This window comes from Noviherbaspirillum humi, assembly GCF_900188095.1.
Classification (GTDB): domain Bacteria; phylum Pseudomonadota; class Gammaproteobacteria; order Burkholderiales; family Burkholderiaceae_D; genus Noviherbaspirillum; species Noviherbaspirillum humi.
Window position 1 is genome coordinate 154,742 of sequence record NZ_FZOT01000008.1, and the last position, 19,864, is coordinate 174,605.

Consider the following 19,864-nt stretch of genomic DNA (forward strand, 5'->3'; position numbering starts at 1 on the left):
AACGCCCTCTTACGCTGATCACGACCCTTCGATTATAGGTCGAGCACCAGGCTTCTGCCCTTGCAGCCGGAAACGCAGACCATCATCATCTTGTTCGACTCGCGCTCCGTCTTGCTGAGCACGCCGTCGCGGTGTTCCGGCTGGCCGTCCAGCACCCGGGTTTCGCAGGCGCCGCACACGCCCTCGCGGCAGCTGTGGTCGACGTCGATGCCGGCTTCCAGCAGCGCATCCAGCAGCGACTTGCCGGCCGGGACGGTGATGACCTTGTTGCTGCGCGCCAGCTGGGCGGTGTATTCGCTGCCCTGCACCGCCTCCACGTTCTCGGCAGCGGCGAAGCGCTCCAGGTGCATGTTCTTGAGGCCCAGCTCCTCGCACAGCGCCTCGAAGGCATTGAGCATGGGCGTCGGGCCGCAGCAGTAGAAATGGGCGTCCTTGGGCTGGCTGGCGAGGAAGCCGCGCAGGTCGGGCGGGCCGCCCTGCTCCTGGTCGAAATGCGCCTGCACGTTGTCGCGCGCCAGCAGCTCCTCGACGAAGGCGGCCTCGCTTCGCGAGCGGGCGCAGTACAGCAGCCGGGCCGGCTTGCCCAGCTTCTGCAGGCGGTTGAGCATGCAGTAGATCGGCGTGATGCCGATGCCGCCGGCGATCAGCACCGACTGGCCGACGCCTTCGTCCAGCGCGAAATTGTTGCGCGGCGCGGAGATTGCCAGCGTCATGCCGACCCGCAGCTGGTCGTGCACGTAGCGCGAGCCGCCGCGGCTGTTGCGGTCCTTCAGGATGCCGACCACATAGCGCCCGCGCTCTTCCGGCGAGTTCAGCAGCGAGTAGCTGCGCTGGATGCCGTTGGGCAGGTGCAGGTCGATGTGGGCGCCGGCCTCGAAGGGCGGAAGTTCCGCGCCTTCGGGCGAGACCAGCTCCAGGCTAACGATGCCTTCCGCTTCGAAGCGCATTGACTGGACGCGGACGGTGAGGGTGCTGTTCATGATGATGGCGGGTGGTAAGGATGTAAGCTTTGCGCTGGTTGTTTCTCAATGTAAGGGCCAACCATAAAGAAAGTCCCCTCCCATTCAAGGGGGCGTAGCGAGGGTTTCGCAGAGCACTGCTCTGCGCTCGCGGAGCCGGTTGCGCTTGCAAGCGCAACCGTGGGTGCGGTTCACGCATAAAGGAAATTCCCTTCCTTTCAAGGGGAGGATTAGGGGCGTAGCAGGGGTTTCGCGGAGCACTGCTCCGCGCCTGCGCAGCCAGCAGCGCTTGCAAGCGCTGCTGTGGGTGGGGATGGGTTTCTTCAGTGTCTAAAGTACGTCCTTTTCATGCAGAAGCACCCCATCCCCCTCCCAGCCTCCCCTTGAAAGGGGAGGAGATTTCTTTGCTGCGCGACGAATTCCGGACTCGCACTACCTGTCAACAACCACCCCGTGCATCAAATCTGCGCGGCGCGCATGTCGATGTCGAGGCGGGCGAAGGCATCGATCTCCACCGTCAGTTCGGGGAAGACCAGGTCCTTCACCGCCACCAGGGTGGAGCAGGGATAGGGCGTGCGGAAGAACTCGCGCCGCGCCCGGCCCACTTCGTCCTTGTCGGCGATGTCGGTGACATACACGACGATCTTGTAGATGTTGTGGAGGCCGCCGCCGGCGGCTTCCACCAGGGCGCGCACCTTGTTCAGCACCACCAGCGTCTGCTCGTAGGTGCCGAGACGGTTGTCGCGCGAGGCCGGATGCGCCGTCATGCCCGAGATCGCGATCTCATTGCCGAGCACCAGGCAATTGGACCAGGTAGCGTTCGGCGGCTCCGGCACGTCCGCCGACTGCACCCGCCTGACGGGAAGCAGGTCCATCAGGCAGCTTTCTCTTCCTGCGGCGCGAGCTGAGCCTGGGCCAGCTTGCGCAGGTGGCGGCGCAGGCGGACGATGCCCATGTCGTGCTGATACAGCATCTCGCGCTGGTTGGCGTCCGGCTCCATCAGCTCCAGCACCACCCTGTCCTGCTCCAGCACCGCCCAGTGGCGCGCCTCCAGCCGGTTCTTGTACAGGAAGCGCCAGGTGTCCTTCTGCCAGCCGGTCAGCTTGCGGCAGCGCCAGTGGAACACGCCGGCCAGCTCGTTGGTGATCGGGGTGTAGCTGCCGACGATGATGAAGTTGCCGCCGGGGCCGCCGGTCTTCGGATACGGAATCTCCAGGCGCATCCAGTGGATGCCGGTGTCGGCCCACTCGGTCCAGTCGAAGTTGACGTCGCGCTGGCCTTCCTTCTCGAACACGAAGCCGATGTCGGTCTCGCGGATGCGGAAGTTGGCGGTGGCGTCGCCCTCGGCCATGGAGTGCGACTGCTTGTGCAGGAAGGTGCCGTGCATCGGATCCATCACGTTGTCCAGCACGTAGCGGTAGTCGCCTTTCCACTCGGTGTAGCAGAGGAAATGGGAGTACTCCGGATCGGTCAGTTCCTTCGGCAGGTTCAGCGGCGGCGGCGTGTCCACGTTCTGGCTGCTGTTGTAGAGGAAGATGGCGCCGGCCGCTTCCTGCACGTGGAAGGAACGGGTCGATCGCGATCCCTCCAGCTTGCAGCCCGGGCTGCCGGGCACCTTGGTGACCACGCCGTCGGCGCGCACCTGCACGCCGTGGTAGCCGCAGGCGATGCGGTCGCCCATGGCCATGCCCATGGACAGCGGCGCGCCGCGGTGCGGGCAGTGGTCTTCCAGCGCGTGCAGCTTGCCGCTGGCTTCGCGCCAGACCACGAACTTGCGCCCGAGGCGGCGCAGCGACACCGGCCGTTCCTTGACGAAGCCGGACGGGCAGATCGGATACCAGAGGTCCTTCAGGCCGGTTGCCAGAAGCGCGTCCACCGGGTCATTGGCTGTGGTTCTCATGTCGGGTCCTTCGCAAGTCGGTTCAGCAGTCGGCTGCCAGGCGCGCGATCTCGGCCTGGTAGTTCTCTTCGGTCCATGCCACGCCGCCGGGGCAGCTCGGGCCGGAACGGTTCAATTGGGCGACCAGCCCCGGCAGGTCGTGGATGCCGGCGGCATAGGCGCGCTCGATGGCGTCGCCCAGCAGGTCTTCATACGCGGTCGGCTGGCGGCTGCGAGCCTGGTGCGGGTCAAGGTAGCGGTCTTGCATCATTTCCCTCCATTTCTGACGCGCTCGCGGATGCGCTCGCGCACGGGTACAAAGTCATAGGTCGGATAGCATTCGGTGCGGAACACGCCCCAGGCGGAACGCTCCAGCTCCACGTTCACCTTCGGCAGCAGCGCCGGCGGCAGTTCCAGCGTGACGATCTGGCCCAGGCCCATCGCCACCGTCCAGGAGACGACGCGGGCGCCTTCCACCGGGAAGCGCTCCCACCAGTCCATTTCCTTCATGTGGGTCTGGATCTGGTCCAGGTTCTTGCTCTGGTCGTGCCTGAGCAGCACGGTGAGCAGCATGGTGCCCGGCGTGGCCTCGCTCATGATTTCGGCTTCTCGGTGAGGAACTTGCCGCTCGGCGCATCGGCATTGCGCTGGCGCCGCGTCTGGCCGTCGATGCCGCCCTCGATCGCCCATTCGGCGAACACCGTCGGGCCCGGCTCGAATTCGCGCGGCTCCCACTCGGCATCGAGATGGTCCTCGTCGGTGTAGTACTCGATCAGGCCGCCGGCCGGATTGCGGAAGTACCAGAAATAGGCGGAAGAAATCGGATGCCGGCCCGGGCCGAGCTGCGTCTCCCAGCCGAGGCGCGACATGTTCATGCCGCCGCCGAACACCTCATGGATGTCGCGCACCGCGAAGGCGACATGATTCAGTCCGGCACGGCCTTCCGGCGTCTGCAGCAGGAACAGGTCGTGATGGCCGCCCTCCGGCGCGCAGCGCAGGAAGGCGCCGCGGCCCGGATAGCGGTCGGAAGCGACGAAGCCGAAGTTTTCGGCGTAGAAGGCTTCGCAGGCCTTCACATCTTTCACGAAGAACACCACGTGGCCCACCTCGATCGGCTCGGCATGGTCGTAGATCTTGCTGCGCTGGTTGCGACGCGGCTTGTTCGACCAGGTATTCATCTGCGCGCATTCGAGGTCGACCTCGTGCTTCCTGGTCACCTGGAAACGCACCGCCAGGCCGTTCGGATCGGTGCAGCCGACGCGGCCGCCATCGCGCTGATTCACATAGCCCGGAAGACCTTGAATCTTGCCGTTGATCTGCTGCAGCGAGGCCTGGTCGGCCACGCCCCACACCACCTCGCGCAGCGTCGGACCGTCCTCGATCGCCGGCGGCAGATCCGCCGCGCTGCGGTCGCGCACGATCACGCGGCAGCCGTTGAGCGATTCGAACACCAGGGTGTCGGCGCTTTCCTGCGCCAGCTTCATGCCCCAGTCGGTGAAGAAACGCTTGCACAGCGGCAGGTCGTCCGCGCCGTAGGTGATTTCATCTATGCCCAGTACATTCATCCTTCTCTCCTTGCGCCGTCCATGCGGCTCAGTTCATCCAGGGCAGCGGCTGTTCGTTCAGCCCCCAGTACATGGCCTTCTGCTCCATGTACTGCAGGATGCCGAGCCTGCCCTTCTCGCGGCCGAGGCCGCTGTCGCGCCAGCCGCCGAACGGCGTCGAAATCGAAAACTGCTTGTAGGTGTTGATCCAGACGTTCCCCGCCTGGACCGCCCGGCCGATGCGCCAGGCCTTCTTGTAGTCGCGGGTCCAGATGCCAGCCGCCAGCGCGTACACGCTGTCGTTGGCCTGATCGACGAGGTCCTGCTCGTTGTCGAAAGGCATGGCCACCAGCACCGGCCCGAAGATCTCTTCCTGGCAGATGCGCATGTCGTTGCGCACGTCCTCGATGATGGTCGGGGTGTAAAAGAAGCCCTTGTCGAACGCCTCGCCCTGCGGCCGCAGGCCGCCGGTGCGCAGCCGCCCGCCTTCCTCCAGGCCGAGCGCGACATAGGATTCGATGCCCTCGCGGTGGCGGGCCGTGATCAGCGGGCCCATCTGGGTGCGCTCGCTGGCCGGGTCGCCCACGCGCAGCGCGGCGGCGCCGGCGGCAAGGCGCTCCATGAATACGTCGTAGATGACCTGCGCCACGAACAGGCGCGAGCCTGCGATGCAGGATTCACCGGAGGAGCTGAAGATGCCGTACAGCACGCCCGCGACCGCATGGTCGATGTCGGCATCCTCGAACACCATGGTCGGCGACTTGCCGCCCAGCTCCAGCGATACCGGCATCATCTTGTCGGCGGCGATGTGGGCGATGTGCTTGCCGGTGGTCGTGCCGCCGGTGAAGGACACGCGCCGCACCAGCGGATGCTGGGTGATGGCGTCGCCGATCACCGAGCCCTTGCCGGGTAGTACGCTGATCAGGCCGCGCGGCACGCCGGCTTCCTCGCAGATGCGGGCCAGTTCCAGCGCCAGCAGCGGCGTGACCTCGGCCGGCTTGACCACCACCGCATTGCCGGCGGCCAGCGCCGGCGCCATCTTCTGCGCTTCGCTCGCGATCGGCGAGTTCCACGGCGTGATGGCGGCCACCACGCCCATGGGTTCATACACGCTCATGGTGAGGTTGTCGCCGCGCATCGGGGTCAGGGTTTCCTCCAGGGTCTCGCAGGCAGCGGCGAAGAACTGGAAGGTGCCGGCCGCGCTGGCCACCAGGGCGCGCGTCTCGCTGATCGGCTTGCCGTTGTCCAGCCGCTGCAGCTGGGCCAGCTCTTCGGAGCGCTTGCGGATCAGCGTGGCGACGTTGTACAGCACCGAGGCGCGCTCATGCGGCTTGCGCTGCGCCCAGCCGGAGGTGCGGAAGGCGCGGTCGGCGCCCTGGATGGCTTCTTCGACGTCGGCCAGGCTGGCCGCATTGAGCCAGGCGGCGGGTTCGCCGGTCGCGGGATAAAGCGTGGCGTAGCGGTCGCCGCCGCCGAGCCGCCATTCGCCGGCGACGCAGATGGGTTGGGTCTTGGTGAGGTCCATGTCCGTTAGCTCAACTGGTTAGATCGACACCGCATGGGCACGGTTGCCCAGCGCGCGCACCACGGAAAACACCGTCAGCGCGGAAGTCTTGGGATTGGCCGCCAGCGGCTTGCCGCGCATGGTCAGCTCGAAGCCGCCGAAGGCGCCCTTGGCTTCCACGTGATGCACGTTCTCGGTTACCGTCGGGTCGGCCAGCAGGCGCACGTGGGTACGGTCCAGGCCGAGGCCGGCCAGCGACAGGGTTGCGGCGACGTTGGCGTTCTTCGGGTACAGGCGGGCGGCATCGCGCGCCGTGCCTTCGAAGATGACGGTCGGCTGCTCCAGCCGGTCGAGATCGAACTGCGCCTCGGCCGGCGTGCCCTTCCAGGCCTGCGGCGGCTTGCGGCCGGTGTACACCACCGACTCCAGGCCGCCGATCTTGGCGGCGGCCAGGGCATCGATGGCGCCGATGGCGCCGGACAGCAGCTGCACCTGGGTATTGCCCTTGCGCGCCGCCTGCTCCAGCCGTTCCGCCATGCCCAGCTCGGACAGGGCGCCGACCGACACCACCATGCAGGGGATGCCGTGCTCCAGCGCCGGGATGATGTGCTGCTCGATGGCCTGATGCCCGGCGCATTCGATCAGCAGATCGGGACGCGCGCCGCCATTGAGGTGGCTCGCCACCTGGGCCGTCGGCGCCAGGCGCTGCACCACCGCGCGCAGGCTGTCCTCCTTGCCTTCCGGGACGATCACCATGTCGACCACGATGTCCGGGTCGCTCTTCAACAGCTCCATCACGCCGACGCCGATGGCGCCGCAGCCGATCATCGATACATGCAGCATCTCGTTCTCCGCCTCAGGTGGTTGCCGCCGCCGGTTCGGCCGCCTTCACCGGCGGGCCGGCGAAGATGGTCTTGAAGCTGCCGATGGACAGCATGTCGATCTCCAGCATGAACGGTCCCTTGGCTTCGGCCGCTGCCTTCAGCCCCGCGCCGATGTCGGCCAGATTGCCGATGCGCTTGTGGCCGAAGTTCAGTGCCTGCGACATCAGCGCATAGTCGGGCGTATGCAGGTCGACGTAATGGCGGCGGCCGCCGTACTGCGCATCCTGGATGTTCTTGATGACGCCGTAGCCCTTGTCATTCATCAGCACGATCACCATGTCGGCCTGTTCCTGCACCGCGGTAGCGAGCTCGCCCAGGTTCAGGATGAAGCCGCCGTCGCCGGAAAGGCAGAAGGTCTTCTTGCCCGACCCGGTCACCGCCGCGCCGACCGCGGCGCCGATGCCCATTGCCAGGCCCTGGCCGATGCCGCCGCCGAGCGCATGCACGCCGGCGTGCGGATCGAAGATGCGAAGGTAGCGGTTGCCCCAGGTGCTGTTGGAGACGGTGACGTCGCGCACCCAGTTGAAATGGCGGCCGGCGGCCTGCTGCAGTTGCGACACCAGTTCGCTGTAGGGGCCGAGGCCGTCCACCAGGCTGGCCACCGATGCGTCGCGCGCCTTGCCGAGGTCGCCGATGAAGGCCGGGTCGGTCTTCATCCTGCCTTCGAGGCGGTCGGCCAGGCCCTTCAACGCCAGTTCGGCATCGCCGCTGACGAAGAAGTCGCTGGGGTAGCAGCGGCCTTCGGCGGCCGGGTCGGCATCGATACGGTACAGCGGCTGCGGCAGGCGCAGCTCATACTTCAGCGTCTCGTTGCCGCGCAGGCGCGAGCCGACCACCAGCATGGCGTCGCAGGTCTGATAGAACTGCTCCACCGGCTTTTGCAGGGTGAAGGCGCCGAGCGAGCGCGGATCGTCTTCCGGCACCACGCCGCGGCCCTGGGTGGTGGTGACCACGCCGAAGCCCATGTCGAGCAGGCGCTTGACCTGCGCGCCGGCGCCGCGGGAACCGCCGCCCAGCCACAGCAGCGGCCGCTTCGCCTTGGCCAGGCGCTCGGCCAGCGCATCCAGCGCCGGTTCGGCCGGCTGCTGGCGCGGCACCGGCAGCGGGCTGAGATCGGCCGGCATGTCGATCAGCGCCGCCTGGATGTCGATGGGAATCTCCACGCTGACCGGGCCGGTCGGCGCGGTCAGCGCGGTCTGCACCGCCAGCTTCACGGTGGACAGCGCGGTGTCCACGCTGCGCACCCGGAAGGCGGCTTTCGACACCGCCTTGAGCATGGTGAGCTGGTCCGGCGCTTCGTGGATGTAGGACAGGTTCTGGTCCAGGTACTGGCACTCGATCTGGCCGGTCAGATGCAGCAGCGGCGTGCCGGCGGTGAGCGCCTCCACCATCGCGCCGGAGGCATTGCCGGCGGCGGTGCCGGTGCTGGTGAGGCAGACCCCGAGGCTGTTGGTGGTGCGGGCATAGGCATCGGCCATGTTGGTGCCGCCGGCCTCGCCGCGCGCCGGAATGAAGCGGATCCTGCCGCGCTCGCCGAAGGCATCGAGGATCGGCATGTTGTGAATCGAGATCACGCCAAAGGCGGCCTTGACACCGCACTGCTCAAGGAAGGCGGCAATGGCGCAGCCGACGGTTACTTGCTTTTGATTAGGCATGACGTGATAGTCCTCCTGAAACATCGATATGACTCCCTGTGGTGTACGAGGAGAGCGGCGTGGCCAGGAACATGATGGCCCGGGCAGCCTCTTCGGGAAGGCCGAGACGGCCGAGTTGGATTTCCTTCCTGCGGGCCAGCCTGCCGGTCCACTGTTCCCAGCTCAGGTCCTGTTCTTCCGCCGGGCGGGCGGCATAGCGGCGGCGCCACTGGCCGGATTCCACCAGGCCGAGCAGGATGCCGTTGACGCGGATGCCGTCGGCGCTGAATTCGGTGGCCAGCGATCGCACCAGGTTGTGCACGCCGGCGCGCGCCGCCGAGGTGGCGACCATGTGCGGCTCCGGCTGCACCGCCAGCAGCGAATTGACGCAGACCACCGCCGCCTCGCGGCTGGCGCGCAGCTGCGGCAGAAAGGCGCGGGTCGGGTTGATGATGGAAAAGAACTTCAGCTGCAGCTCCTCCATCCAGGCGGCGTCCTCGGTGCTGGCGAAGGTGGACACCCTGCCCTGTCCGGCGTTGTTGACCAGGATGGCGGCATCGCCGAAAGCGTCCTTCACCTGCGCGGCGAAGGCTTGCACCGATGCCGGGTCCAGCACGTCGCAGGGCGCCGCCAGCAGCCGGGCCTGCGGATAGCGCCGCAGCAGCGCTTCCTTGGCGGAAGCGAGGCGGTCTTCGCTGCGGCCGCAGAAGGCGACGCTCGCGCCGGCCTCCAGCAGCAGTTCGACCGTCGCCAGGCCGATGCCGGAGGAGCCGCCGGTGACGACGGCGACCCGGTCGGAAAGGTTGACGAGCATGCTCATGGTTGTCTTGTCCCGTTACAGGTTGACCACGTTGTTGAATTTGTCCGGCGAGTGGCCGAGCAGGCGCGAAAGCTCTTGCGCCACCTGCTCCACCCGGCGGATGATGTGGCCGAGCTCGCTCTCGGCGATGTGCGGCGCCGGCACAGTGGCGCCCAGGGCCGCGATCACGCGGCCGCTCTGGTCGCGCACCGGCGCGGCCACGGTGGAAATGCCGCGCTCGAAGAAGCCTTCCTGCAGCACCACGCCGTGCTGCTTGTCCTTCTGCACGATGTTGAACAGCTCCAGCGCCGTCTTCGGCGTGTGCGGCGTGTAGGCCTCGAGGTGTTCTTCCGGATACAGCGCGCGCAGCTCGGCCAGGGTCAGGTCCTGCAGCAGCACCCGGCCGAATACCGTCGCATGCGCCGGCAGGCGGGTGCCGACGGTGACCGAACTCACCAGCGAGGTGGAGTTGACCGACTTGGCGATGTAGACGATGGAGCGGCCGTCGCGCACGACCAGATTGGCGGCATAGCCGATCTCGTCGCGCAGGCGGTCCAGCATCGGCCGGCCGATTTCGGTCAGTTCGAGGGATGCCAGGTATTCGAAGCCAAGGCGCAGCACCGCCATGCCGAGCCGGTATTCGCGGCCGCCGTCGTTGCGCTCGACGAAGCCGAGGCGTTCCAGCGTGGTCAGCAGGCGGAACACGGTGGAGCGCGGCACGTCCAGGCGCTTGGCCAATTCCGGCGCCGAGAGCGCGCGGTTGTGGCGATTGAACTCGCACAGCAGCCGCAATCCACGCTCCAGTCCAGGCACCGAATACCGGTCCTGGCCGTCTTCTTCGGGTTGTTCGGGTTTCGCCATGATGTTCGATTCAAGCCTGTTCATGCTGGATAGGGGCCGCGTGCAGGGACAGGATCAGCTCCGCCACTGTCCGCGGCTGTTCGATGTAGCAGGCATGCCCCGCGCCCGCGATGGACATATAGGGCACGCCGAAATGATCGGCCAGCGCGCGGCTGGCCTCGGGCGTGGTGACGGCATCTGCATCGCCGCAGGCGACCACGCAGGGCACGCCCTGCGGCGCATCGGCGCGGATGTCGGCGCCGCACAGCAGGTGCACCGCCTGGGCATAGCCGGCCGGCCGCAGCTGGCGCGAGTTCCACGTCACCCATTGCCGCGCCGTTTCATCGGCATCGGCCGAGAGCATGCGCTGCGGGCTGCGCTGCGCCATGCCCTCGATGCCGAGCTGCGCCAGGTTGCCGAGGCGTTCCGTCTCCACCTTCTTCGCTTTCTCCGGATCGACGCCGTACCCCTGGGCCGGGCTCAGCAGCGCGAGCTTGGCGACGCGCCGGCCGCCGCCGGCCACATACGCCGCCGCCATGATGGCGCCGAGCGAATGGCCGACCAGCGTGCAGCGCTCGATGTCGAGCGCCGCCAGCAGCGCGTCCAGGCGGACGGCGTAATCCTTCGCTTGCGGCCGCGCCTGCAGCAGAGGATCGGAAGCGCCATAGCCGGGCGCATTCCACGCGACCACCCTTGCCTTGTCCCGCAACTGCAGGGCGCAGGGCAGCCAGGAGGCGGCGCCCGAGCCGATGCCATGCAGCAGCACGATGGCATCGCCCTGGCCGCAGCTGCGGCAGGACAGCATGCCGTCGGCGGTTTCCACGCGACGTTCCGGAAAGGCAGCGTCGAGCAGTTCCACCTGCTGCTGCAATGACGGGGACATGGCCTGGTCGTTCATGTCTTTCAGCCGCGCTTGATCTTGGCCAGCGGATGCTCGGGCGGATAGGTAGGCGTGATCGGCTTCTTGGCGCCGAGCATCACGCACATCAGCGCATCCTCGTCGCCGATGTTGATTTCCTCGCGATAGACGCCCGGCGGCACGGAGACGACGTCGCGGTCGGTGAGGACCGTCTCGAAGCGCTCGCCATCCTTTTCCACGATTAGCTTCATCTTGCCGCGAATGATGAAGAACACTTCCTCGACGTCGGTATGGAGGTGGGACGGACCCTCATGGCCGGCCGGGATCACCATGGTGGAGAAAGTGAAGTTTTCCGCGGGGATGGTGTTGACGTCAGCGGTCACGCCGGTGCCGCCGGTGCCGATGTAGCGCATCTGGGCGCGGCGATACTTCGGGTCGTAGTCGGCCTGGAATTTCAGGGCATCCCAGTCGTACTTGCGGGTGGAGAAGCGCGCGATGCGGGTATTCATCCACTCCTCGAAGCTGGCGCCTTCCGGGCGGTCCCAGCTGCGCTTGACGTTCTCTTGTTCTGACAGATCACTCATTGCTTGCTCCTTAAGTTGGTTCATGCGTTAGTTCATGACGAAACCGCCGTTGACAGCCAGCAGCTGCCCGGTGATGAAGCGGGACAGGTCCGACAGCGCGAACACCACCGCGCCCGACACGTCTTCCGGCACCTGCGCGCGCTGCAGCGCTCGGCCGTTGTGGTAGGTGTCGTGCCGCGCCTGGGGCACGTATTCGGTGGCTTCCACCAGCGTCAAGCCGGGGGCGATGGCATTCACCGTGACGTTGTCGCTGCCGGCTTCCCGGGCGAGCGAACGGGTCATGGCGATTACCGCGCCCTTGCTGGCGACATAGGCCATCAGGTTGGGCGCGCCCCACAGCGCGGTGTCCGAGGCGAGGTTGACGATGCTGCCGCGGCCGCAGGCGCGCAGCGCCGGCAGGCAGGCGTTGCACATCAGCCAGGTGCCGCGTACGTTCACCGTCATCACCTTGTCGAACATGCCGATTTCCAGCTGTTCGCTGCTGCGTCCGCCGGAGTTGGTGATGGCGGCGTTGTTGACCAGGCCGTCGAGACCGCCCAGGGTTTCCACCGCCTGCTTCGCGCAGCGCTCGATGGAAGCCGGATCGGCCAGGTCCACGGCCACGCCGCTGACCGCCAGGTCGCGCCGCTTGAGCTGCTCCACGCTCTCGGCGAGGCGGTCGGCGAGGATGTCGGCCATGACCACGCTGGCGCCCGCTTCGGCGATGGCGCTGGCGAAGTCGAAGCCGAGGCCGCGCGCCGCGCCGGTGACCAGCACCTTGCGGCCGGCGAGCAGTTGGTTTGCTGCGAAGGACATGCGCTCTCCTCAGACCGTGGTAGTGGCGACCTTGGGCAGGTAGTGCAGCACCTTGCGCTCGGCCCAGACCACCGCGCCATAGGCGGCGATGCCGATCAGCGTGAGCGCGAGAATGGTGACGAACACCGCTGCGGTATTGCCCTGGCCTTCGCCGTCGACCAGCAGGAAGCCGAGGCCCTTGTTGCCGCCGACCAGCTCGCCCACCGTGACGCCGATCACCGCCAGCGTGGAGGCGATGCGCAGGCCGGAGAACAGGGCCGGCGTGGCGGAGCGGAACTCCACCAGATGGAAGATCTGCCAGCGGCTGGCGTTAAGGGTGCGCACCAGGTTGACCATGTCCGGATCCACCGTGCGGATGGCGGACAGCACGTTGATCATCACCGGGAAGAACACGATCAGGATGGCGACGATGATCTTCGGATACACGGTGTAGCCGAGCCACATCACGAACAGCGGCGCGAAGGCCACCTTCGGCGCGATCTGCAGCGCCAGGATGTAGGGCGAAAGCATGGCTTCGGCGCGCGGCGACAGGCCGAGGGCCACGCCGACGCCGAGGCCGAGCAGCGAGCCGAGGCCGAAGCCGACCACCACTTCCATCGCGGTGATGGCGAAGTGCGACAGCAGGTCGGCGTTGTTCCACATCACCACCGCTTCCTGCATGGTGCGGGTGAAGTTCGGCAGGATGAACTCCGGCATGCCGAGCATGGCCGGACCCCACTGCCAGAGGGCGAGGAAGAGGATGAGCAGCAGCACGCTGCCGGTGGCGATCCAGGCGCGCTCGCTCATCACGGGGCGCTTGGCCTTGGCCTGCTGCTGGACGGGCATGGAATCGACCGTAGTGGCGGTTTTCATTTATCGCTCCGTACCGACGAACTGGTTGGTGTAGAGGTCGTTGACCGGGGTGGCCTTGGGCACGATCGCTTCGCTGACATAGAACTTCTGCACTTCTTCCATGCGCTTCGGATCGATCACGCCGAGCGGCTTCTGGTTGGCGTACACGTATTTGCGGTACAGCTCGAACACCTGCTCGATGCTGGCTTCCTTGCCCTTGTAGGCGGGCACTGCCTCGGCATACGTGGCGGCGGCGGCCTTCGGGTCCTTCATGATGTCTTCCATGCCGCGCAGGGTGGCGCGCACCAGGCGCTTGATGAGCTGCGGATTCTTCTGGATGGTTTCGTCCGAGGCGAGGATGGCCTGGGCCATGCTCTTGAAGCCGTTCGACTCCAGCAGCTCGACCTTGGCGCCGGCGTCGGAGGAACTGACGACCCAGTCCGGCACCCCGGCCATGCCCTGGGCCTTGCCGCCGGCGAACAGCTGCCACACGCCGGCCGGTCCGGCTGCCTGGATCTGGACATCGCTCTTGGAGAGGCCGACCGACTTCAGGTTGCCGAGCAGCGCATAGTAGGTGGTGTCGGTGTAGGACATGACCGTCATGGTCTTGCCCTTGAGGTCCTTGAGCGACTTGATGTTCTCGCCCTGGTGCGCGGCGACCATGGTGAGGGAGCCGGCGCCGAGCACCGCCACCGCCTTCACCGGCACGCCGTTGGCGCGCACCACGATCGGGGTATCGCCGATGGCGCCGCCGATGACGGCATTGCCGGCGCCGATCTGCTTGGCGACGTCGACGCCGCCCTTGCCGGCGACGAAGGTGACCTTCAGGTTCTCGTCGGCGTAATAGCCTTTCTGCTGGGCGATCATCCACGGGCCGAAGGCGGGTGAATTCGGCGGCGCCGGCAGCAGGTAGGTGACTTCCTCCGGCGCGGCATGCGCCAGCGTCGGGACGACTGCTGCGGCGAGAGCCAGCTTGCAGCACAGGGATGCGATCAATTTGTTCATGCTCTTTCCTCCGTGGATGTGCGGTTGATGCGTCGTTGATTAATGCAGCTCGGCTTCTTCCTTGCCTACCTTCAGCAGCTCCATCAGGCGGCCCTGCAGCGGCCCGATCTCCGGCAGCTTGCGCCGCTCCAGCGGGTTGTCGCGATGCGGAAGGTTGATCGTGATTTCCTCGATGATGGTGCCGGGGCGCTCGCTCATGACGAGCAGGCGGTCGGACAGGGCGATGGCTTCGATCAGGTCATGCGTGATGAAGAGCGCGGTCTTCTTCTTTTCATACAGCATTTTCGCTAGGTCCTGCTGCAGCACCATCTTGGTCTGGGCGTCGAGGGCGGAGAAGGGCTCGTCGAGCAGCAGCACCTGCGGATCGACCGCCAGGGTGCGCGCCAGGGCGGCGCGCTGACGCATGCCGCCGGAGAGCTGGTAGGGATAGTGGTCCTCGAAACCCTTCAGGTGGCAGCGCGCGAGCAGTTCCTCGGCGATGACGCGGCGCTTCTCGGGCGCCATGCCGTCGATCTCGAGGCCGAGTTCGACGTTGGCGCGGATGTTCCGCCATGGCATGAGCAGGTCCTTCTGCAGCATGAAGGCGACCTTCTTGACCGGCTTGGTGACGCGCTCGCCGCTGACAAAGACCTCGCCGATGGTCGGCAGGTAGAGGCCGGCGCCCATGTTGAGCAGAGTGCTCTTGCCGCAGCCGGAGGGGCCGATGATGGATACCACTTCGCCGCTGCGGATGCTGATATCGAGGTTGGAAACCGCTGTGCGCAGTTCAGAGGTTTGACGATCGACGAAGCTTTTGCCGACGTTGCGAAATTCGATTTCTATCATGATGCCCCGGGGTCTGAGTACGACGCTTCAACAAACAGAACTGCAGTCCTTGATGACTGACCATCTCTGGCCAACCGTTTGTCTCATATATAAAACAACTGTTTAAATATGAACTGCAGGCTGTCAGAATAGGACAAAAATCGAGTTAAAGCTAGATTTTTGTATCATATAAAAACAGGCAGTTCATACATAAAACGTATAAGCCTTCTTAGCAATGGCTATGCCAAGTGGAAATACCCGTTTTCGGCCTGTTTTCCTTGGCTTTCGCTATCCAAAAGCGAGCGTTCGTGGGGCGGATGCGCCAGTTCCGAGCGGAGGCGCGAGAATGCGGTGCGCAGTCTGCGTAAAACAAGGGCAAGCTGGAAGCGCACTGCCGGCAGGCAGCCGGCCCGGACTGCACACGCGGCCACCATGTGACTTGGAAAAACCTGCATCGAAGGAACTTCACCGCGGCGGATTTCTCACATCCCCATATCCAAGCGACTGCTTACCTCCATGCCAAGCTGGGCCGCCTTTCCCCGCATCAATCTGAATGTGTTCGCCAAGCGACGCGAATGGCTGGCGGTCCTGGTCTGGCCGCTGCTGGGCGCGCTGCTGATCGGCCTGGTCTGGATCAACGCCGCCGAAAAGCGGGAGCGCAGCCGGCGGGAGGCCGAAAGAAGCGTGCGCAGCGAAGCGGTCGCCGTCGCCGATTCCTATTCCCAGCAGCTGGCCCAGATGATCGAGCAGGTCGACCAGATCACGCTGCGGCTGAAATACCATTGGGAGGATCCGGTGATCCCGGTCGACCTGGAAAAGGACAAGGCGCACGGCATCTTCCCGGAAAGCCAGCTCCTCTATGCCAACATCTTCGATGCCAGCGGCAACCTGGTCACCAGCACGATCTCCAGCCGGCACTCGGTCAATGTCTCGGATGCGGATTATTTCCAGTTTCACCGCCGCGAGTGCTGCGCCGGGCTGCTGATCTCGCCGCCCAGTCCGAGCCGCTTCCTGGACCGTCCCATCATCCGCTTCACCCGCCGCCTGAACCGGCCGGACGGCAGCTTCGACGGCGTGGTCTTCGTTTCGGTGGAACCGCCCTACCTCGTCGCCCACCAGGAAAGCGCCGCGCCCGGCGAGCACGACTTCGTCTCGGCGCGACTGGCGAGCGGGCCGCTCCTGGCGAGCAAGGTCGGCAGCCGCAGCAAGAACTACCCGGTGTTCTACAAGCAGGATCCGCTGTTCCCGACTCCGTCCGGCATTGCCGTCGAGCCGGCGGAAAAGTTTCACGACGGCCGGGCGCGCCTCGTCGCCTGGAAGAAGCTGGGCCAGTATCCGCTGGTGGCGCTGGCCGGCTTTTCCCTTCAGGACGCGATGGCGCCCTACGAGGCGGAGGCGCGGAGCCTGCGCGAGACCGCCATCTTCGAAAGCCTGGCGATCCTCGCGCTGTCGCTCGCTGCCGCCTGGGTGGCGGCACGGCTGGCGCAGCGGCGGCGGCAGGCCGAGGAAACCCGGGAAACCTACCGCCTCGCCACCGACGCCGCCAACGAAGGCTTCTACATGATTCGCCCGATCCGCAACCGCCAGGGCTATGTCGACGACTTCCGCCTCGACGACTGCAACAACCGGGCAGCGGACCTGCTCGGCGTCACCCGCGAGCAGCTGCTCGGCCTGAAGGCATCCGAACTGAAGCCGGCCTTCTTCCGCGACGAGATGCTGGCGCTGTCGCGGCTGGCGCTGGACCGGGGCTTCATCGAGGACGAGCTGCGGGTGTCGCCGCGCAGCCCGCTGCGGGCGAAGTGGGTCTACCGCCGCATCGTCCGGTCCAGCGCCGGCCTGGCGCTGACCATACGCGACATTTCCGCCGCCAAGGAGCAGGAACAGGCGCTGGCGGAACTGGCCAACAACGATACCCTCACCAAGCTGCCCAACCGGCACTGGCTCGCCACCTTCCTGCCGGCCGCCGTCAGCCGGGCGGCGCAGCGCCCCGGCCATCTGGCGCTGCTGTTCATCGACCTCGACAACTTCAAGAACGTCAACGATACGCTCGGCCACGACGCCGGCGACGAGCTGCTGGTGCAGGCGGCGCATCGGCTGAGGAACGCCGTGCGCGCCAGCGACCATGTGGTGCGCCTGGGCGGCGACGAATTCGTGGTGGTGCTCGACCATGTCGACGTGGTGGAGGACGTGTCGCGGGTGGCCAAGACTATCGTCGGCGCCATCGCCAAGCCGTTCGCGCTGGCGGCCGGCACGGGCAACCAGGTGAATGCCTCCATTGGCATCAGCCTGTTTCCGAACGACGGCCAGGATGCCGAAACCCTGCTCAAGCACGCGGACGTGGCGATGTACGCCGCCAAGGCTGCCGGCAAGGGCCGCTATGCCTATTACCACACCCACCTGTCGGACTCGCTCATCCTGCGCCTGTCCAAGGAAAGCGCCTTGCAGGAGGCGGTGGCCAAGGACGAGTTCGTGGTGCACTACCAGCCGCGGGTAGGCATGAGCAGCGGCCGCATCACCAGCATGGAAGCCCTGGTTCGCTGGCAGCGGCCGCAGCATGGCCTGGTCTATCCGTTGGATTTCATCGACGTGGCGGAAGACATCGGGCTGATCGTGCCGATGGGCGAGATGGTGATCGACAAGGTGTGCCGCCAGCTGGCCCAATGGAAGCAGGAGGGCCTGGCGCTGGTGCCGGTGTCGATCAACGTCTCGCCGCAGCAGCTGAAGTCGGGCACCCTGAGCGCCTTTCTCATGGCCTGCATGGAGAGGCACGGCATAGGACCGGCGCTGATCGAGGTGGAGCTGACCGAGTCGGCGGTGATCGACCGCAGCCAGGTGGTGACGCAGGAACTGGCGGCGCTGCGGTCGCTCGGCATCAAGCTGATGATCGACGACTTCGGCACCGGCTATTCATCCATGGCCCAGCTGCACCGGCTGGACGTGGACGTGCTCAAGGTCGACCAGGCCTTCACCCGCGCGCTGTCCGAGGGCAGCGAAGGCAAGCTGCTGTTCGGCGCCATCATGTCCATGGCCAGCGCGCTCGACATCTGCGTCGTGGCGGAGGGGGTGGAAACGGTGGAGCAGCTGAACGTGCTGCAGACGCTGGCCTGCGACGAGATCCAGGGCCACGTGGTGTCGCAGGCGGTGAGCGCCGGCGACATGGCCCAGCTGATGCTCAAGCGCTTCCTGCTGGCGCCGCCGCGCGGGCCGGGCCGGCTGGCGCCGGTGTAGCAGCCAGGGCGTCAGGATGGCGGCCGCTTCGCATGGCGGCCTCCGGCTCTGCAACCTCCAGCAGCTTCAGCACCACCGCATCGATGCCGCCCACGGCGATGCGCTCGAGCGCCACCCGCACCAGGGCGGATGTGCGCAGCCGCAGCGTCAGCTCCCGCCGCACGGCCCCGGCTGCCGCCATCAGCAGCAGCTCGCTTTCCAGCAGCGCCCTGTCCTCCGCTTCGAAGAGGGCAAAGGCGTCCGCCGCCGATCCATGCTGCATCGCGCCGGCGAGCTGGAACAGCAGCGGCTGCGGATACAGCATGCCGTCCTCCAGCCGCAGCAGCAGCACCTGGTCGAATTCCGAAAACAGCTTGCGCAGCACGCGCACCGCCGCGCCCGCCTTGCGGGTGAGGTGCAGGCGCTCGTTCTCCCGATGCAGCGAGATCTTGTGGCGCGACCGTGAAACTTTGAGCAGCAGCTGGTTGGAGTGCAGCGTGCGCCGCAGATATTCGATCAGCCCGATGGCAAACAATGTGACAAAGGCGTAGTTAACCGCGACAATCACATCGCTGCGGGAAATGCCGTCCACCTCGCCGAACGGCATGATGAAGAAATGCAGGCCGAGGAAGAAGCCGAGCGTCGCGCTCAGCACGGCCGGCCCGAGGCCGACCAGGTACTCGACCAGCAGGCAGGCGACCACGAAGAAGTGGAAGGCGGCATGCGGCGCCAGATAGGGATGCAGGATGTAGCGGATGCCGAAGATCGCCATGGTGATGGCAAGCGACAGCAGGTAAGCCTGCGGACGCGGCATGCGGGACCAGTTTTTTGCGTTTTTGACATTCATGATTCAGACAAGCGATCAAAACCTTCACAAGCAGGCAGGCGAGCATGTGGTCATGCTCATCCACGGCATGGGCGCCAACATCCTCGAAGTGGACCGCCTTGCCCAGCACCTGCATGGCGCCGGCCTGTCGGTATTCGCGCCCAACATCCGCGGCTTCTGCCATGGCACGCCCGCTTCGGGATGGGAAAACTGGCTGGAGCAGGCAGCAACGCATGTGCGCCGCCTGAAGCAGGACTATGCAACCGTGTCACTGGCCGGGGTATCCATGGGTGCCACGCTGGCGCTCGCGGTTGCCGAGGAGGAGGAACTCGATAGCCTGGTCCTGCTGGCCACTGCCCTGGCCTACGACGGCTGGGCCATGCCCTGGTACCGTTTCCTTCTGAAAATGCTGCCGATTGTACCTTTTAAGGAACGCTACAGCTATCGCGAAAGGGAGCCATTCGGCCTGAAGAACCCGGAAATGCGGGCCATGGTCAGAAAGGCATTGCTCGCCGACCGGGTCTCGGAAATGGGCGGGGATTCCATCTCGCTGAAGCACACCACCGAAGGCTTGCGACTGATCGCCCATGTGCGCCGGCACATCGCGAGCGTGAGCGCGCCGACCCTGCTGATGCATGCGATCGAGGATGAGACGGTCTCCATAGGCAACGCGGAATGGATTCACGACAACATCGCTTCGGCGAGCAAGGAGTTGATCTACCTCGGCGACTGTTATCACATGATTACCATCGACAACGAGCGCGAGACGGTGATGCAGGAAACGGAGCGCTTCATCAAGCGCAGCCTGAATGCCTCCCAGCCGGCGCCCGCCTTCGAACAGCCGCCGCTGCTGTCGCGCGAACTGCGACGGCTGCTTCGGGGCGGCGGCTGATCCCATCCCGCTTCCAGG

General features: G+C 66.0%; 20 protein-coding genes. 2 read left to right on the forward strand and 18 right to left on the reverse strand.

Annotated elements, in window-relative coordinates:
* Positions 1 to 32 precede the first annotated feature (32 nt).
* The 17 genes from CHB88_RS13745 to CHB88_RS13825 all read right to left on the reverse strand — a co-directional run bounded on the left by CHB88_RS13745 (position 33) and on the right by CHB88_RS13825 (position 14,942).
* The gene (locus CHB88_RS13745) at positions 33 to 980 is read right to left on the reverse strand and encodes a PDR/VanB family oxidoreductase (RefSeq protein WP_176442466.1); all 948 of its coding nucleotides are present in this window, start codon (positions 978 to 980) and stop codon (positions 33 to 35) included.
* A gap of 437 nt (positions 981 to 1,417) precedes the next feature.
* Complete coding sequence (locus CHB88_RS13750; protein ID WP_089399905.1) at positions 1,418 to 1,834, reverse strand: RidA family protein; 417 nt, start codon at positions 1,832 to 1,834, stop codon at positions 1,418 to 1,420.
* Positions 1,834 to 2,859 carry an aromatic ring-hydroxylating oxygenase subunit alpha gene (locus CHB88_RS13755; protein WP_089399906.1) on the reverse strand — a complete coding sequence of 342 codons (1,026 nt, stop codon included), beginning with the start codon at positions 2,857 to 2,859 and terminating at the stop codon, positions 1,834 to 1,836. Before CHB88_RS13755 ends, CHB88_RS13750 begins: the two co-directional genes overlap by 1 nt.
* A 22-nt stretch (positions 2,860 to 2,881) precedes the next feature.
* Entirely contained in the window at positions 2,882 to 3,109 is a 228-nt protein-coding gene (locus tag CHB88_RS13760; protein ID WP_217900167.1) for a recombinase-like helix-turn-helix domain-containing protein, read from the reverse strand.
* Positions 3,106 to 3,435 (reverse strand): hypothetical protein, encoded by a 330-nt coding sequence (locus CHB88_RS13765; RefSeq protein ID WP_089399907.1) that lies wholly within the window; start codon positions 3,433 to 3,435, stop codon positions 3,106 to 3,108. Before CHB88_RS13765 ends, CHB88_RS13760 begins: the two co-directional genes overlap by 4 nt.
* Positions 3,432 to 4,403, reverse strand: coding sequence for a VOC family protein (locus CHB88_RS13770; RefSeq protein ID WP_089399908.1), 972 nt, complete (start codon positions 4,401 to 4,403; stop codon positions 3,432 to 3,434). The genes CHB88_RS13765 and CHB88_RS13770 overlap by 4 nt, the downstream gene beginning before the upstream one ends.
* Before the next feature lie 28 nt (positions 4,404 to 4,431).
* Positions 4,432 to 5,907, reverse strand: a complete 1,476-nt coding sequence (locus tag CHB88_RS13775; protein WP_089399909.1) for an aldehyde dehydrogenase — start codon at positions 5,905 to 5,907, stop codon at positions 4,432 to 4,434.
* A gap of 18 nt (positions 5,908 to 5,925) precedes the next feature.
* Positions 5,926 to 6,729 (reverse strand): aspartate dehydrogenase, encoded by an 804-nt coding sequence (locus CHB88_RS13780; protein WP_089399910.1) that lies wholly within the window; start codon positions 6,727 to 6,729, stop codon positions 5,926 to 5,928.
* Between the two features lie 13 nt (positions 6,730 to 6,742).
* Complete coding sequence (locus tag CHB88_RS13785; protein WP_089399911.1) at positions 6,743 to 8,425, reverse strand: thiamine pyrophosphate-binding protein; 1,683 nt, start codon at positions 8,423 to 8,425, stop codon at positions 6,743 to 6,745.
* Complete coding sequence (locus CHB88_RS13790) at positions 8,418 to 9,224, reverse strand: SDR family oxidoreductase (protein ID WP_089399912.1); 807 nt, start codon at positions 9,222 to 9,224, stop codon at positions 8,418 to 8,420. Before CHB88_RS13790 ends, CHB88_RS13785 begins: the two co-directional genes overlap by 8 nt.
* Before the next feature lie 15 nt (positions 9,225 to 9,239).
* On the reverse strand, positions 9,240 to 10,064 hold the full coding sequence (locus CHB88_RS13795; RefSeq protein WP_089399913.1) for an IclR family transcriptional regulator: 825 nt from the start codon (positions 10,062 to 10,064) through the stop codon (positions 9,240 to 9,242).
* Between the two features lie 10 nt (positions 10,065 to 10,074).
* A complete protein-coding gene (locus tag CHB88_RS13800) occupies positions 10,075 to 10,941 on the reverse strand; it encodes an alpha/beta fold hydrolase (protein WP_217900168.1) in 867 nt (288 codons plus the stop codon).
* A 5-nt stretch (positions 10,942 to 10,946) separates the two neighbouring features.
* The gene (locus CHB88_RS13805) at positions 10,947 to 11,486 is read right to left on the reverse strand and encodes a cupin domain-containing protein (RefSeq protein ID WP_089399914.1); all 540 of its coding nucleotides are present in this window, start codon (positions 11,484 to 11,486) and stop codon (positions 10,947 to 10,949) included.
* A 27-nt stretch (positions 11,487 to 11,513) separates the two neighbouring features.
* Positions 11,514 to 12,281, reverse strand: a complete 768-nt coding sequence (locus CHB88_RS13810) for an SDR family oxidoreductase (protein ID WP_089399915.1) — start codon at positions 12,279 to 12,281, stop codon at positions 11,514 to 11,516.
* Between the two features lie 9 nt (positions 12,282 to 12,290).
* Positions 12,291 to 13,133: an ABC transporter permease gene (locus tag CHB88_RS13815; RefSeq protein ID WP_089399916.1), complete on the reverse strand. Its 843-nt coding sequence runs from the start codon at positions 13,131 to 13,133 to the stop codon at positions 12,291 to 12,293.
* Positions 13,134 to 14,117, reverse strand: a complete 984-nt coding sequence (locus CHB88_RS13820; RefSeq protein WP_089399917.1) for an ABC transporter substrate-binding protein — start codon at positions 14,115 to 14,117, stop codon at positions 13,134 to 13,136.
* A 39-nt stretch (positions 14,118 to 14,156) separates the two neighbouring features.
* Positions 14,157 to 14,942, reverse strand: a complete 786-nt coding sequence (locus tag CHB88_RS13825; protein ID WP_089399918.1) for an ABC transporter ATP-binding protein — start codon at positions 14,940 to 14,942, stop codon at positions 14,157 to 14,159.
* A 495-nt stretch (positions 14,943 to 15,437) separates the two neighbouring features.
* On the opposite strand from CHB88_RS13825, the gene CHB88_RS13830 reads away from it, so the two are divergent.
* A complete protein-coding gene (locus CHB88_RS13830; protein ID WP_089399919.1) occupies positions 15,438 to 18,149 on the forward strand; it encodes a bifunctional diguanylate cyclase/phosphodiesterase in 2,712 nt (903 codons plus the stop codon).
* On the opposite strand, the gene CHB88_RS13835 is transcribed toward CHB88_RS13830, so the two are convergent.
* Positions 18,094 to 18,975, reverse strand: a complete 882-nt coding sequence (locus tag CHB88_RS13835; protein ID WP_089399920.1) for a DUF4118 domain-containing protein — start codon at positions 18,973 to 18,975, stop codon at positions 18,094 to 18,096. The two genes, CHB88_RS13830 and CHB88_RS13835, sit on opposite strands and share 56 nt — an antisense overlap.
* Between CHB88_RS13835 and CHB88_RS13840 the strand changes: the two genes are divergently transcribed.
* Positions 18,974 to 19,846, forward strand: coding sequence for an alpha/beta hydrolase (locus CHB88_RS13840; RefSeq protein WP_176442467.1), 873 nt, complete (start codon positions 18,974 to 18,976; stop codon positions 19,844 to 19,846). The genes CHB88_RS13835 and CHB88_RS13840 overlap by 2 nt on opposite strands.
* Positions 19,847 to 19,864 lie beyond the last annotated feature (18 nt).